This window comes from Marivita geojedonensis, from assembly GCF_002115805.1.
Lineage (GTDB): Bacteria > Pseudomonadota > Alphaproteobacteria > Rhodobacterales > Rhodobacteraceae > Marivita > Marivita geojedonensis.
The window spans coordinates 359,329-372,526 of the sequence record NZ_JFKC01000002.1 but is presented as its reverse complement, the minus strand read 5'-3'; the positions used below and the strand labels follow the sequence as shown (position 1 = coordinate 372,526).

General features: G+C 57.5%; 12 protein-coding genes and 1 pseudogene. 2 read left to right on the top strand and 11 right to left on the bottom strand.

The window, feature by feature from the left end; genetic code table 11:
- Positions 1–73: 73 nt before the first annotated feature.
- Positions 74–991, bottom strand: a complete 918-nt coding sequence (locus MGEO_RS04970) for a sugar kinase (RefSeq protein WP_085635583.1) — start codon at positions 989–991, stop codon at positions 74–76.
- Positions 992–1,101: 110 nt separating this feature from the next.
- On the opposite strand from MGEO_RS04970, the gene MGEO_RS04965 reads away from it, so the two are divergent.
- Complete coding sequence (locus tag MGEO_RS04965) at positions 1,102–1,863, top strand: HpcH/HpaI aldolase family protein (protein WP_085635582.1); 762 nt, start codon at positions 1,102–1,104, stop codon at positions 1,861–1,863.
- Positions 1,864–2,001: 138 nt separating this feature from the next.
- Here the strand turns inward: MGEO_RS04965 and MGEO_RS04960 are convergent, their stop codons facing one another.
- The 5 genes from MGEO_RS04960 to MGEO_RS04940 form a co-directional block, all read right to left on the bottom strand.
- Positions 2,002–2,856 (bottom strand): shikimate dehydrogenase, encoded by an 855-nt coding sequence (locus MGEO_RS04960; protein WP_085635581.1) that lies wholly within the window; start codon positions 2,854–2,856, stop codon positions 2,002–2,004.
- Positions 2,853–4,148 (bottom strand): TRAP transporter large permease, encoded by a 1,296-nt coding sequence (locus MGEO_RS04955; RefSeq protein WP_085635580.1) that lies wholly within the window; start codon positions 4,146–4,148, stop codon positions 2,853–2,855. Before MGEO_RS04955 ends, MGEO_RS04960 begins: the two co-directional genes overlap by 4 nt.
- Positions 4,145–4,705, bottom strand: coding sequence for a TRAP transporter small permease (locus MGEO_RS04950; RefSeq protein WP_085635579.1), 561 nt, complete (start codon positions 4,703–4,705; stop codon positions 4,145–4,147). Before MGEO_RS04950 ends, MGEO_RS04955 begins: the two co-directional genes overlap by 4 nt.
- Before the next feature lie 33 nt (positions 4,706–4,738).
- Entirely contained in the window at positions 4,739–5,749 is a 1,011-nt protein-coding gene (gene dctP, locus MGEO_RS04945; RefSeq protein ID WP_085635578.1) for a TRAP transporter substrate-binding protein DctP, read from the bottom strand.
- Positions 5,750–5,876: 127 nt separating this feature from the next.
- On the bottom strand, positions 5,877–6,920 hold the full coding sequence (locus MGEO_RS04940) for a Gfo/Idh/MocA family protein (RefSeq protein ID WP_085635577.1): 1,044 nt from the start codon (positions 6,918–6,920) through the stop codon (positions 5,877–5,879).
- Between the two features lie 164 nt (positions 6,921–7,084).
- Here MGEO_RS04940 and MGEO_RS04935 point away from each other — a divergent pair, with 164 nt between their 5' ends.
- On the top strand, positions 7,085–7,765 hold the full coding sequence (locus tag MGEO_RS04935; RefSeq protein WP_085635632.1) for a GntR family transcriptional regulator: 681 nt from the start codon (positions 7,085–7,087) through the stop codon (positions 7,763–7,765).
- Positions 7,766–7,952: 187 nt separating this feature from the next.
- Here MGEO_RS04935 and MGEO_RS04930 read toward each other — a convergent pair whose 3' ends face one another.
- The 5 genes and pseudogenes from MGEO_RS04930 to MGEO_RS04910 form a co-directional block, all read right to left on the bottom strand.
- Positions 7,953–9,305: an MFS transporter gene (locus tag MGEO_RS04930; protein ID WP_085635576.1), complete on the bottom strand. Its 1,353-nt coding sequence runs from the start codon at positions 9,303–9,305 to the stop codon at positions 7,953–7,955.
- 106 nt (positions 9,306–9,411) lie between these two features.
- The gene (locus MGEO_RS04925; protein WP_085635575.1) at positions 9,412–10,074 is read right to left on the bottom strand and encodes an aspartate/glutamate racemase family protein; all 663 of its coding nucleotides are present in this window, start codon (positions 10,072–10,074) and stop codon (positions 9,412–9,414) included.
- Positions 10,071–10,907, bottom strand: coding sequence for an ABC transporter permease (locus MGEO_RS04920; protein WP_085635574.1), 837 nt, complete (start codon positions 10,905–10,907; stop codon positions 10,071–10,073). Before MGEO_RS04920 ends, MGEO_RS04925 begins: the two co-directional genes overlap by 4 nt.
- A 1-nt stretch (position 10,908) precedes the next feature.
- Entirely contained in the window at positions 10,909–11,766 is an 858-nt protein-coding gene (locus tag MGEO_RS04915) for an ABC transporter permease (RefSeq protein ID WP_085635573.1), read from the bottom strand.
- A 137-nt stretch (positions 11,767–11,903) separates the two neighbouring features.
- A pseudogene (locus tag MGEO_RS04910) lies at positions 11,904–13,175 on the bottom strand (ABC transporter substrate-binding protein).
- Positions 13,176–13,198: the final 23 nt, after the last annotated feature.

The window sequence follows — 13,198 nt, the reverse complement described above, 5'->3', positions numbered from 1 at the left end:
CCGAGAATATGATCAACCCGCGCCGGACCAGTCCTGACGCGGCACGGGTGCTGCATCACTTCAAGTGAAGGCGCTAGTAACGCCTCGGAATGGCTTGCGTTGCGCCCCATCCGGTGACAGTTGCGGCAGCCACTTCAGTTGCACTTCGTGCTGCCTTAACGGGATCATCCGTTTCCAGATAATGTGCCAGAAAAGCTCCGGCAAAGCTGTCCCCGGCACCCGTGCTGTCAACCGCAACAACCGGGATCGCCGGGAAGACCACCGTTGTATCTCCTGTCGCCAGAACAGCACCCAGAGCGCCACGTTTGAGGATCACGACCCTCGCGCCGTGTCTGCCATAGTGGCGCAGGATGTCCGGCACAGGCAAAAGACCGGTCAGAGTTATCGCCTCGTCTTCCGAGGGAAGGACGATATCGACCAAGGGAAGCAAATCCTCCATCACCCGTTTTGCGACCTCCACCGTCCAGAGTTTCGATCGGTAATTCGGATCGAACGAGACCAGCGTGCCATGCGCTTTTGCAATATCCACCGCACGATACACCGCGCTCCGCATGGTCTCACTGATTGCGAGGCTTACACCGGTGAGGTGGAGCACCCTGGCCTGTGCGATCAGATCTGCAACCAGTTCGTCCGGTCCCACGTGACTTGCCGCAGATTCACGGCGCGCATAATGGAAACGCCGCTCAGTGGGGTCAGGGTCGATATAGACCAAACCGGTCGGGTGTGACGGATCAACTCGGACCGCATCTACTGCGATATCCTCGAATTTACAGAAATCGATGATATCTTTTCCAAAGGGGTCATCGCCTACGGCAGAGATCAACCCGGTCCGCGCGCCTTGTCGCGCGGCGGCAACCATGGCGTTCAACACATCCCCACCGACGCCGGACCGAAACAGCCTCTGTCCAATCTGTGATGCGGCATCAGCAGATGGTTGCTGCACCATCTCGACGAGCGGTTCACCCAAGGCGACGATATCAATTCCGGACATATGAGGATTTATGGAAGAGAAAGCAGCAGCTTGTCCAGATATCGGGACTTGCCCGCCGCACCGGTAGCGGTCAGAGTTGTGAATGACTTCCCCAAGGTGGAGCTTTTGTTATGAAGTTGCCCGGCAATCGCTTTAAGGCTGCACTGAAGGAAGGGCAGCACCAGCTGGGTATCTGGAACACCATTGGTGGGAATACCGTTCCTGAGCTTCTTGGCGGCGCTGGCTATGATTGGGTCTTGATAGACTGCGAGCACGCTGCAATCGAAGCCGTAGAAGTCCTGCCTGCACTTCAGGCGATTGCCGCAAATCCCCACGCGTCGGCACTTGTGCGACCTGCCGCGAACGATCCGGTTCTTTTCAAACGCCTCCTCGACATGGGCGCACAGACGCTTCTGGTGCCATATGTCGAGAACAAGGAACAGGCAGAATCCGCCGTCAGCGCAATGCGTTACGGTCCGCGCGGCATTCGCGGGATGGCTGGTATGACCCGGGCTACGCGGTATGGACAGGTCGAGAACTACTTTACCACAGCCGAAGACGAGCTGTGTCTGGTCTGCCAGATAGAGACTGTCTCAGGCCTCAACGCGTTGGAGGAGATCGCCGGGACCGATGGTGTCGATGCCATCTTTTTCGGACCCGCCGACCTGAGCGCTTCGATGGGCTTGCCAGGACAGATGGGGCATCCCGACGTCGTCGCAGCGATCGAGGATGGTCTTACCCGTCTTGCCGATATGGGCGTTGCGGGAGGTGTCATGGCACTGGATCCCATCGCGGCGAAGAGATTCATGGACAAAGGCTCTCTCTTCACAGCAGTCGGCGTGGATCTGGTGCTTCTGGCGGATGCCGTTGCACATCTTCGTTCGCAATTCTGACAAACCAATTGGCGTGCATATTGGAGACCCCACAAGTTCCTGCAATGCTGCACAGAATGACGCGTTCAGCACGTCCTGTCCGAGAATTTGGAACCATTAGCGCTCGATCGCTAACAGCTTTTCGAGGGTGCAGGCACCTCAGCTGACGTGTGTTGTGTCAAGGTGGCGTTGCGCGATCAGTCGATCAAAGGATGCGCCCATTCGCTCCGCATCCGGCTTTGCACCTGTAATCAACTCAAAAGCCGCCACAGCCTGATAAAGCGCCATTGCACCGCCGTTCATCACCTGGTGACCACGCGCGCGTGCGGCCAATGTCAGGGGCGTCTCGAGCGGAAAATAGACGATATCGGCGACCCACGCGCGCGGGTTCAAATCCGCCGGATCAAAAGCCATGCCGGGATAGGCGTCCATACCGAGCGGCGTTGCGTTTACCGCACCATCGACTTGGGACAAGTCGACCAAGCCCACGTCGATTTTCGCATCCTGTCGCGCGCGCTTAATCTGCTTTGCCAAGCTTACCGCGCGCGCTTCGTCCCGGTCAAAAAGCGAAACCCGTGCGCCTGCGTCTACGAGTGCAAGTGCAGTGGCCGATCCAGCCCCGCCCGCGCCAAACTGGGCGACATGTGCATCGTCAGTGAAAAGTTTATGCGCGCGCAGAGCAGCCGCGAAACCGGTATAGTCGGTCGTGTGGCCGATCCTCTTGCCACCCCTAAACACCACTGTATTGACCGTGCCAAGCGTATCAGCCGCCCCGGACAACTGATCGAGATGCGCAACCACGGACATCTTGTGAGGGTGCGTGATGTTCAATCCGGCGAAGCCCTCGGATTCGGCGTAATCTAGGATTTCCGACAGGGCCATATCCTTCCAGGGCGCATGGCCCGTGTCGAAAGAGGCGTAGGTATAGTCCAGCCCGATTTCGCGCCCCTCCGCCTCGTGCATCCCCGGTGTCAAAGACTGACCGATCCCGCTGCCCACCAACGCCGCTTTCATCCCGAGTAACCCAAAAGCCGAGGGAGAAAGAGAACGACATCCGGCACGAGTATCATGATCAGCAACGCAAGAACGAGCACACCAAGAAATGCCCAGATCTCACCAATGATCTCTCGAAGCGGAATTCCCGTAACTGCATTGATGACGAACAGGAGAATTCCGTAAGGTGGCGTGATCAGGCCGATCATGGAATTGACGACCACAAGAACACCGAAATGAACCAGGTCAATGCCCAACGCCTGACAGGTCGGGATAAAAAGAGGCACGATCACAAGGATGATGGTTGTCGCGTCAAGCACGCAGCCAAGCAGAAGAATGAGGACATTCACAGCAATCAGGAAGACGAGCGGATGCACTTCAATGCCGGTCAGAAATTCCGACATCATGCCGGGGATGTTCTCGGAAACCACAATGAAGTTGAGGATGAGCGCGCCCCCGATAACAACACCAACTGCGGCGGACGAACGCGCGCTTTCCACAAAGATCCGATAGAGCGCGCCAAAGCTCAGGGCGCGGTAGAAGAGCCCCGCAAGAAGCAGCGCGTAAAACGCGGCGACGGCCGCAGCCTCGGTCGGAGTCGTGACGCCCCCGTATATGCCGTACAGCAGGATCACAGGCATCAGAAGGGCCGGAAACGCATTCGCCGTCTTTCGCGGAAGCTCTTTCAGCGGCACGGGCTCTTCGACTGCAAATCCCCGCTTCCGCGCAAGGTAGCTGTTCATCCCCATCAGAACGCAGCCCATCAGCAATCCTGGCACGATACCGGCAAGGAAGAGCGATCCGATCGAGGCATTCGAGACCAGCGCATAGAGAACCATGGGGATAGAAGGCGGGATTATCGGTCCGATTGTTGCCGAAGCCGCCGTGATTGCCGCCGCATAGCCACCGGTGTAGCGACCGTCCTTCGTCATCATTTGGATGATGATCTTGCCAATTCCGGCGGCATCCGCGACCGCAGACCCAGACATTCCCGAAAATATCAGCGAGGCAACGACGTTGACATGACCAAGACCTCCGCGGAACCGGCCGACAGCAGCGACGCAGAAATTCAGGAGCCTCTCTGAAATCGTTCCAGCGTTCATGATATTTGCCGCCACGATAAAAAGTGGCACCGCGAGCAGAACAAAGCTCCTGTAAAGGCCCTGCAGGATCTTTTCGCCCGTGAGCGCGAGATCCATTCCCGCCATGCCAAGATAGACGAGCGATGCGAGCATGATCGCATAGCCGATCGGAGTTCCTATCCCGGCCAGACCGAAGAGCGTGATAAGGCACAGCGCCAGTTCAATGCTCATACCACCTCGTCCCCTTCCCGAATGGCGGGACCTTCGTCTTTGTGCCCTGGTGGTTGGTGATCCTCGTCAGACGGACCATTCCGAAGTAAGTCCATGAAGCGCCATGCGTACCGAAGCGCAACAACGGCCATGAATACAGCGTAGATCGAAAAGACCGTTCGCATCGGGATCTTGTCGCCCGTGATCGGCAATCGCACTGTCGAGGTGCCACGCAGCCTGAGAAAATCGATATAGTCCCAGGTCGGCAGGAACGACCAGACCATTCCGATGGCAATGGCCCCGGCGGAGATCAGGGCAAGTGTCTTACGAACGCGCTGCGGTGCCGCAAGATAGAAGACGTCAAAGGTGACGTGGTCCCTTTCCCGCACGATGAACGCGCAGCCGAAGAACACGATCCAAACCCAGAGGATCAGGCACAGCTCCAACGTCCAGCCGAAGGGCGCTTGCAGCACGTATCTTGAAAAAATCTGAAGCAGAAATGTGAAAAACATCGCCGCCAGCATTGTGGCGGCGATGAATTCGGCACCGTGGGTGAACCATTTGACAGCGGATTTCATCCGGTCCTCCCGCAACGAAACAGTGAACCCGGCTTAGTTGCCGAGTTCGTTGATCCGCTCGAGTACGCCTTCGGGCCATGCAGCCGCAAATTCGCTGCCAACATACTGGGCCTGAACATGTGTGCGGAATGCTTCGAGGTCAGGCGTGTAAATCTCTACGCCCTGACTCCGAATGAAATCGGCAAGGCTGTTTTCCTTATCAAGCTGCTTGAGACGGCCCCACGCCGCTGCTGCATCGGCAGCGCGCTGAACCGTCAGCTGCTGATCAGCCGTCAGGCTGTCCCATGTCTCTTTCGAGAATGCGATGTAATTGAGGTCAACAAGGTGCGACGTCAGCGCGATCTGTTTAGTCACCTCGTAGAACTTCGCATCGACAACTGTGGGAAGCGGGTTGTCCTGACCATCAACGGCCCCTGTCGAAAGTGCGGTGTAAACCTCTGTAAAGGCAACCGGAGTAGGCGACGCTCCCAAAGCGGATCCCAGGAACTGCCACGCGTCGGTGCCAGGCATGCGCAGGTTCACACCGGCAAGATCTGCAGGTGTCTGCACATCGAGCTCTTCACGGCTCTGACGCAGGTTCACATGACGGCGGCCGAGATACATGACGGACAGGAGTTTTACCCCAAGCTCATCCTCAACCTTCTGCTTGAAGGGATCCATCAGCGGGTCGTTGAAGACACGGACCTGATGCGCAGCATCCTGATGCACATAGCCGGTGGCGAAGATCGAGAATTCCGGGAAGAACTGCGCCAGTTCCTGTGCGGACGCGATCGACATGGTCAGGTTTCCGCGGCTGATCGCTTCGAGTTCAGTTCCCTGTGCAAACAAAGTCGCGTTATAGCCCGGCTGATAGTCTGCAAACTCCGAGACCATCGGGGCAAACACCTGGGCCATGGCGACCGAGCGTTGATCGGTTTCGGACCCAGCAGTTGCCAGCGTAAAGGTCATCCGGTCCTGAGCAACGGCGCTGCCCGCAGCGCCGACCATAACTCCGACGGAAAGGGCCGCGCCAATGGCAGCACGGCGCGTAAATTTCGTGATCATTTTTTCCTCCCTGGAGTGATCTTGTTTTCAATCTCCGCAAAGAGCCTCGCCAAATGAAAACTCAAACGCAATATTTTTTGAAAAATATCTGATATTTTCTCGCGCTTCCTATGTTCCGCTCAGTCCCCTACCCGATCGAGATGGTTTCCCCCGACTGCACAGACTGTTGAATAGCCTCAATAATTTCCAGCGTTCGCACGCCCTCCTCGCCGGGGACCAAAGGCGCGGCATTTCCTTGGATCACATCCCTAAAATGCGCGATCTGATTGACCAAAGGGTCCGAGCCTTCCCGAATCTGTGCTGTCGCTGAGATCGGCGTCCACCAGTCAGGTTCCTCGCCTTCATGTCGCCAAACCCTGAGGTCAGGCAACGAAAGCGATCCCAGTGACCCACCGAACAGATAGCAGGACTCCGAGGTGCGCGGATAGATCGGGTATTCCCCCGCAGTCATTTCCCAACTCCAGGGCGCCACGATGCTGTCTGAAACCGTGATCGTTCCCACAGCTCCGTTTGCGAAATCAAGAAGCGCACTTGCAACATCCTCGTTTGCTCCGCCCCGTCGGGCAGGACGCGCAATCGCCCGAACCGATACCACTTCGCCAATTAGATGGCGCAGCAGGTCGACATCGTGGACAAGGTTGACTGAAATGGGACCGGCTCCCGCCTGGCGCCTCCAGGGGGCTGCCTCGAAATAGGTATCCGGCTTGTAGAACCAGCAACTCGCCTGAACGGCCCGAACGTCTCCGATCTGGCCGTCTTCTATGATCTGGCGCGCACGCTTGATGATTGGATTGTGTCGCCGGTGATGCCCTACCAGGACAGGGACCTGCCTTGCTGCGGCTTGTGCGACCAACGATTTTGCGTCCGACGCACTGTTTGCGATTGGTTTCTCGATCAGGACAGGGCACCCCATCTCGACACATTGCAGAGCTTGCTCAACATGCACCGTGTTGGGTGTGGCGAGGATCATGCCGTCGATGTCACCCGACAAAAGCGCACGCTGAATTGTTGTGAAAACCTCGAAACCTTCGGCTTTGGCTTTGCGCCCTGAGACGCCGTCGGTTTCGACAACAGCAGCCAAGGTGGCACCGGCAGCCTGAGAAATGGACGCCGCATGTCGTCGGCCGACCAAACCATACCCGGCCAATCCAAATCGAAGCGGCTTCGCCATAGTGTCTTGCCTTGTTCTGCCGGACCTCCACGAAGCTATCCAGAACAATTTCAACTCGCAAGAATATATGTTATTTTCGAATTTACCTGAAGTTATTTCATATACCGGTATCGACAAAAAAAGTGTTAAATCTCTGCTATGGCAAGAAAAATAGGATGATCGGCATGAATGATGCCAACACCACCGTCGGCTCCACTGTCTATCATCAGATCAAGCACGACATCATTTTCGGTGAACTCGCACCGGGAGCGAAACTGAAGCTGAATGCTTTGAAAGAGCGCTATGCCGCAAGCCTTTCGACTCTCCGCGAGACTCTCAATCGGCTTGCGAGCGAAGGGTTTGTCGATGCGCCTGCACAACGTGGCTTCTTCGTGCGCGACGTTTCTCCCGAAGATCTCAGCGAGATCGCTGGACTTCGAATCCTTTTGGAATGTCACGCGCTTGAGCTTTCGCTGGCCAATGGCGACACGGAATGGGAAAGCAATCTGGTTGCAGCGCATCACAAGTTGAGCCGGATGGAGAAAAAGATGCTCCTGGGCGACAAATCATCCAAGGAAACCTGGAAGCGATACGATTGGGAGTTCCACTTGGCCACCATTCAGGCCTGCCGTTCGCAGAACCTTCTCGACCTGCATTCCATCATCTATGACAAATATCTTCGCTATCAGAACCTCGTATTGACTCATCGAGGCGAAATCGCGAGCCAGGAACACGCAGACCTTCTCGACGCCGCGATTTTCCGCGATGCGGATCGTGCAAAGGATCTGTTAAAGAAGCACATCATCGGCGGCCTTGCGCACACCAGCGACGCGATGGACTGGAAAATGGTCGATACCTACGCTTGAAGCCATGGCGCAGTACTCCGACGAACTTTGCCCAAAGATGCGCCGCCGAACTCCGCCCTAGTGTCGCACAAGCAAACGACCTTAACAGCACAGCAGCCCCGTTCCGTTTGGCACGCATGAAACCGGAAACGCCGACACTTCGCACCTGAACGGAACGAGGCGCCGATGTTGTCGTCAATGAAATCGGCTAGTCAGACTGCGCTTTGCCATCCGGTACGCTGGTCTCCTCCGCTTCCAATCCTTCCGACACATCGACATTTCCATTTTCGTGGCCGGGGTCGGTTCCCATTGCTCCAGCGGGCTCAACCTTGTCCTGGCCCGCCGCCAAAACTGCCGTTTCAGGCGTGGCTGCTCGCGCTGGCACGCTTACCTGGAACGCCGTCTTCTTGGCATCCGGGACCGGGGCTTTCACCCTGATCCGCCAGATTGTGAAAAGGATCATGACGACATGTGCGACGACGGTTGTCAGAAACAGGCCCTGCGGCCCGAATTCCGTCATCAGGACACCCGCGATCAGGGGGCCAATGATCGACCCAATGCCGAACACCATCAAAAGCCCGCCCGAGACCTGGATGGACGTGCCCGCTGGCGCATGGTCATTCGCGTGCGCAACGATGATCGGGTACATGGCAAAGATTGCCGCGCCAAACACACCGACAAGGATCAAATTGAGCAGGCGACTCTCCGGAACCAGCACGACAAATGCAATATCGGCCGCAAGCGCCACAAGGGCCGTGCCGACCAGAACCTTGCGGCGATCGACCCGGTCACTGGCAAAACCGATGGGCACTTGAGCAAGTGCCCCTGCAAGCACTGGAATACTGGCAAAAAGCGCAATAGCCGTAAGCCCGAGACCGACCCGATCAGCATAAACGGCGGCAAGCGTCCCGAACGACGCATTTGAAATTCCGACCAGAAAGACCGCCGCCACCGCCACTGGAGAATTCCGCCACAGAGCACGAAGGTCGAGGCGCACGGATGTGAGCGGCGCCGGCGACGCGGACGTCGACAGGGCGGTCGGGATCAGTGCCAGACAATAGACGACCGCCCCGATCGCAAAGAATGTGAAAGCACTCGCATCGCCAAGCGAAATCGCCATCTGGCCCGCCGTCACGGCCCCGAGATTCACCATGGTGTAGATGCCAAAGATGGTGCCCCGTGTGTTGGGCTGCGCCCGCTCATTGAGCCACGATTCAACAATCATGGCAGCGCCAGCAAAACAAAAACCGGAAATCCCGCGCACAGGTATCCAAGCCCAGGTTTCGACAATCAACGCCTGTATCAGGATCGAAACAGCTGCCAGCACACACATGACGCCAAACGTTCGAATGTGCCCGACAGCACCAACCAGACGCGGAGCAATCAGACACCCCGCGACGTACCCAATGGCCCATCCAGTTCCGAGCAGACCGAGTGAACTGGCCGAAAAGCCCTCTATCGAGCCACGCACGGGAAGAATGAGGCCGTGAACGCCACCGGCGAAAAGTAAGAGCCCCGACCCCAAGAGCAATGCAGAAATTGGAACAAGTTGTCTGACCATAGGGTAAGGTTAACAGCCTGACAGCCGAAGAAAAGCCTATCGGCTGGAAGCCTCTTCGTCCGCGAAACAAACCCTGAGCCGCATCGGCGTGTGCGGCCCCTCGTCCTTACGTTTTGGCCGAAAAACGCCTGCAAACCGCGCTTGCAAGATGGCCCGAGGCAGCGACACCGTCGATCAGGCGCATGTTCGTACGCAAGGACAAAACAGGCGCCAGTTGCGCCATTCCTGCGCAACCCAAAATGGCGCAGGACGCATGATCCTCACGTTCGGCAGCCTGAATTTCTTCCGCAATCCGATCAATCGTTTCCGCTGCGCCTTCGTCAATTGTCAGAACCGGCAGACCACTGGCGCGGACAGAAGCGCAAAGCGCGGAAAACCCATGCTCGCGAATATTGCTTTCGATCACCGGAATGGACACCGGCAGCGACGTGATCACGGAAAATTTCAGCCCCAGAAGTTGAGCCATTGTGTAGCTGGACTCACCAATCCCTAAAACCGGACAGGATGCGAGTTCGCGTGCTTCGGCCAAACCGGTGTCATCAAAGCAGCCGATGACGATGGCTTCCGCACCCTGCGCCTCGGCGCGCGATACAAGATCGAGAAGCCCCGGTATGGCGGCATCTCCATCCGCCTTGCCCTGAATGGCGGCGGGCCCGCCGAAGTTCGTCAGACCGAAAATCTCGGTTTCAGGCAGAGCCGCGCGCGCCACAGACAGAATGCTTTCGGTCATGCTCGCAGTCGCATTGGGATTGATATATGCGAGTTTCATACGCCCTTCCCTGCATCCGACCCATGCCGCGCCCGGCGCTTGCCGACAATCCAAACGCCAAGAAGAAAAGCCGCGATGATGGCAAAGGAGAAGGCCGTCGTCAGCGTTCCAAGCGCGTAGATGACAGGTGTCGTCACATTGGTCGTCATCCCGAAAATTTCCAGTGGCAGGGTATTGTAGCTTCCTGCCGTCAGAAGTGTCCGGGCAAACTCGTCATAGCTCAGGGTAAAACCGAACAGGGCCACACCGATCAGCGAAGGCGCAATAATCGGCAGAACAACGTATCGGATCGTTTGCCACGCCGTCGCGCCCTGATCGCGCGCGGCTTCCTCGAAACTTTTGTCAAAGCGGTTGAAGACCGCGAACATGATCAGCAATCCGAAAGGGAGCGTCCATGTAAGCTGCGCGCCGAAACCGCTTGTCGCCCAATGAATCTTGAAACCCAACTGGTTGAAGATCAGCCCGACCCCGAGCGAGATCAGGATGGACGGGATCACAAGCGATGTGATGGCCGCATAAAACAACAGTCCCGACCCCCAGAACCGTTTGCGGAACGCAAGACCTGCCATGACCGAGACAATGACGGTCGTGACCATCACCATCAAACCCAGCGCAAAGCTGCGTCGGAACGCACCCCAGATGTCACCGACCGCCTGTTCCTGAAACAGGTCGCGGAACCAGTGCAAAGAAAACCCGTTCATTGGAAAGGTCAGTCCACCCTGCGGACTCTGAAAGCTCAGGATGCCTATGGTCACGATCGGACCGTAGAGAAAGAGAACGAACAGAGTGAAAAAGGCAGCAAGAATGTAAAAACTCCGGGATCGGCGTTCCATCTTACAACTCCTTCCGGATGTTGACGAAGCGCAGCAGAATCGCAATCACGATCAAGACCGTGCACAGCAGCACCACAGCGGTCGCGGCGGCGGACGGGTATTGCATCAGCCCGATGTCGTTTGAAATCAGCCGTCCGACATTGGCGCGCTGCGATCCCGACATGAACCGCACGGTGATGAAGTCGCCCATCACAAGGGTGAAAACAAAGATCGTTCCGATCATGATACCGGGCTTTGTCAGCGGGATGATCACATGCACGAGCGTCTGAAAACCGGATGCGCCATTGTCGCGCGCGGCTTCGAGCAGCGATTTGTCGATCCGCATCATTGTGTTGAAGATCGGCACCACCATGAACAGCGTGTAAAGATGCACGAAGGCCAGGATGACCGAGAAATCCGAATAGAGCAGCCATTCCAGCGGCTCGTCGATGACGCCCCATGAAATGAGCGTCTGGTTCGCGATGCCGTTGCGCCCGAGAAACGGAATCCACGAGATCATGCGGATGATGTTCGAGGTCCAGAACGGGATCGTGCAGACAAGGAAAAGCGCGATCTGCATCGTCAGGCTGCGCACATGAAACGCGAGGAAGTAGGCGGTGGTAAAGCCGATGGCCAAAGTCAGCGCCCAAGTGATGAAAGCGTATTTCAGTGTCGCGCCGAAGACCCGGTAGGTCACCGGAGAACTGAACAGGAATTCGTAATTGTCGAACTGGAAGGCCGGGAAGATCGAGAACTCGGTCGCGCCCCAGAAGCTGACGATGACGATCATCACGATTGGAGCGATCAGGAACGCAAGAAGGATCAACGCCAGCGGTGCCGCCTGAAGCCATCCCAACACGTGCCTGCTTTTCGTTTGCATGCTCTCACCATCGTTGAGCCCGGTCGGGGCGCGTCCGGCTTCATCTTGCCGGTTAAACTCTCAAGGGGGGTCCGGGGGGACTGAACGTCCCCCCGGCCAGTCGCCTCGCGGTAAGCGAGGCGAAACATGTCATCACATCAGGCCGCGATGAATTCGTTCCACTTGCGGACCATGTACTGGTTTTCGTCCATGACGGCGTTCCAGCAGGCCACAGCGCCCATACGGTCGTAGAAAGAACCGCCATCGCGGGTCTCACCCGCCTGGGCCAGCGTGTCACCCGTGGGCGAGGTGATGATGTCAGTGGCTTCCTTGCCCTCGAACCAGTAGCCCCACTCGTTTTCGCTCATGAAGTCCTTGGAGGTTTCGGGAACGGCCGAATAGTAACCCTGGCGCATCAGGTAGCCGCCGACCCAGCCGGACAGGTACCAGTTGATGTATTCATAGGCCGCGTCGAGCTCCATTCCGGACAGCGACGAGGACAGGCCGATGCCGCCGCCCCACGAACGGTAGCCTTCCTTGAGCGGCTGGTAGACGCAGGGGATGCCGCGCGATTTCACGGCGGTGATGGCAGGCGACCACATCGACTGGATCACAACTTCGCCGGACGCCATCAGGTTGACGCTTTCGTCAAAGGTCTTCCAGAAGGCGCGGAACTGGCCGTTGCGTTTTGCCTCGGTGAAGATGCCGATCGTCTTGTCGATCTCCTCCTTGGTCATGTTGCCCTTGTCGCCATACTGGATTTCGCCCATCGCCTCGCAGACCATGGCCATGTCCATGATGCCGATGGACGAGATGTCGAGGATCGACGCCTTGCCCTTGAACTCGGGGTTCAGCAGCTCGGTCCAGCTTTCGATCGGACGGCCGATCAGGTCCGGGCGGATGCCCAGCGTGTCGGCGTTGTAGATCGTCGGGATCAAGGTCATCCAGCCGGTTTCCTCGCTGGCGAACGATGTGCCGCCGGGACCATCGACAAAGCCCACCGTGTGCGGCGCCGTACCCTGCGCGATCACGCTCTCGGGGGTCAGCTTGCCGTTGCGGAAGATGCCGACGATCTTGTCGTAGTTGGCGATCTTGGAGGTATCCATCGCCTGAAGGTTGCCCGTCGGCCAGACCTTCTTGCAGATCCAGTATTCGATATCCGCGATGTCGAAGCTGTCGGGCTGGGTCGCCGCGCGCTGAGTCACGCTGTCGGAGTCGAGCGCGGTCATCTCAAGCGTGAAGCCAAGGTCTTCCTTGACCTTGTTTGCCACGTCGTTGAGGTTCGAAACCCCGGTGCCGAACTGGCGCAGAACGATGTTCTTGGTATCCTGTGCCTAGAGCATCGGGGCCGGAAGCGCGCTTGCAGCCAATGCCGCGCCGCCGGCCTTCAGCATGGAACGGCGGGTGTATCCTACCTTGGGTTTAGCCATTTTTTGGTCCTCTCTGTTGGATC

What these genes read in the sequence shown, in the direction of transcription:
- MGEO_RS04940 (WP_085635577.1), bottom strand. Translation starts at nt 6,920, where the DNA reads ATGGCGAAGCCGCTTCGATTTGGATTGGCCGGGTATGGTTTGGTCGGC.
- MGEO_RS04915 (WP_085635573.1), bottom strand. Translation starts at nt 11,766, where the DNA reads ATGCAAACGAAAAGCAGGCACGTGTTGGGATGGCTTCAGGCGGCACCG.
- MGEO_RS04960 (WP_085635581.1), bottom strand. Translation starts at nt 2,856, where the DNA reads ATGAAAGCGGCGTTGGTGGGCAGCGGGATCGGTCAGTCTTTGACACCG.
- MGEO_RS04970 (WP_085635583.1), bottom strand. Translation starts at nt 991, where the DNA reads ATGTCCGGAATTGATATCGTCGCCTTGGGTGAACCGCTCGTCGAGATG.
- MGEO_RS04950 (WP_085635579.1), bottom strand. Translation starts at nt 4,705, where the DNA reads ATGAAATCCGCTGTCAAATGGTTCACCCACGGTGCCGAATTCATCGCC.
- MGEO_RS04965 (WP_085635582.1), top strand. Translation starts at nt 1,102, where the DNA reads ATGAAGTTGCCCGGCAATCGCTTTAAGGCTGCACTGAAGGAAGGGCAG.
- MGEO_RS04925 (WP_085635575.1), bottom strand. Translation starts at nt 10,074, where the DNA reads ATGAAACTCGCATATATCAATCCCAATGCGACTGCGAGCATGACCGAA.
- dctP (WP_085635578.1), bottom strand. Translation starts at nt 5,749, where the DNA reads ATGATCACGAAATTTACGCGCCGTGCTGCCATTGGCGCGGCCCTTTCC.
- MGEO_RS04955 (WP_085635580.1), bottom strand. Translation starts at nt 4,148, where the DNA reads ATGAGCATTGAACTGGCGCTGTGCCTTATCACGCTCTTCGGTCTGGCC.
- MGEO_RS04930 (WP_085635576.1), bottom strand. Translation starts at nt 9,305, where the DNA reads ATGGTCAGACAACTTGTTCCAATTTCTGCATTGCTCTTGGGGTCGGGG.
- MGEO_RS04935 (WP_085635632.1), top strand. Translation starts at nt 7,085, where the DNA reads ATGAATGATGCCAACACCACCGTCGGCTCCACTGTCTATCATCAGATC.
- MGEO_RS04920 (WP_085635574.1), bottom strand. Translation starts at nt 10,907, where the DNA reads ATGGAACGCCGATCCCGGAGTTTTTACATTCTTGCTGCCTTTTTCACT.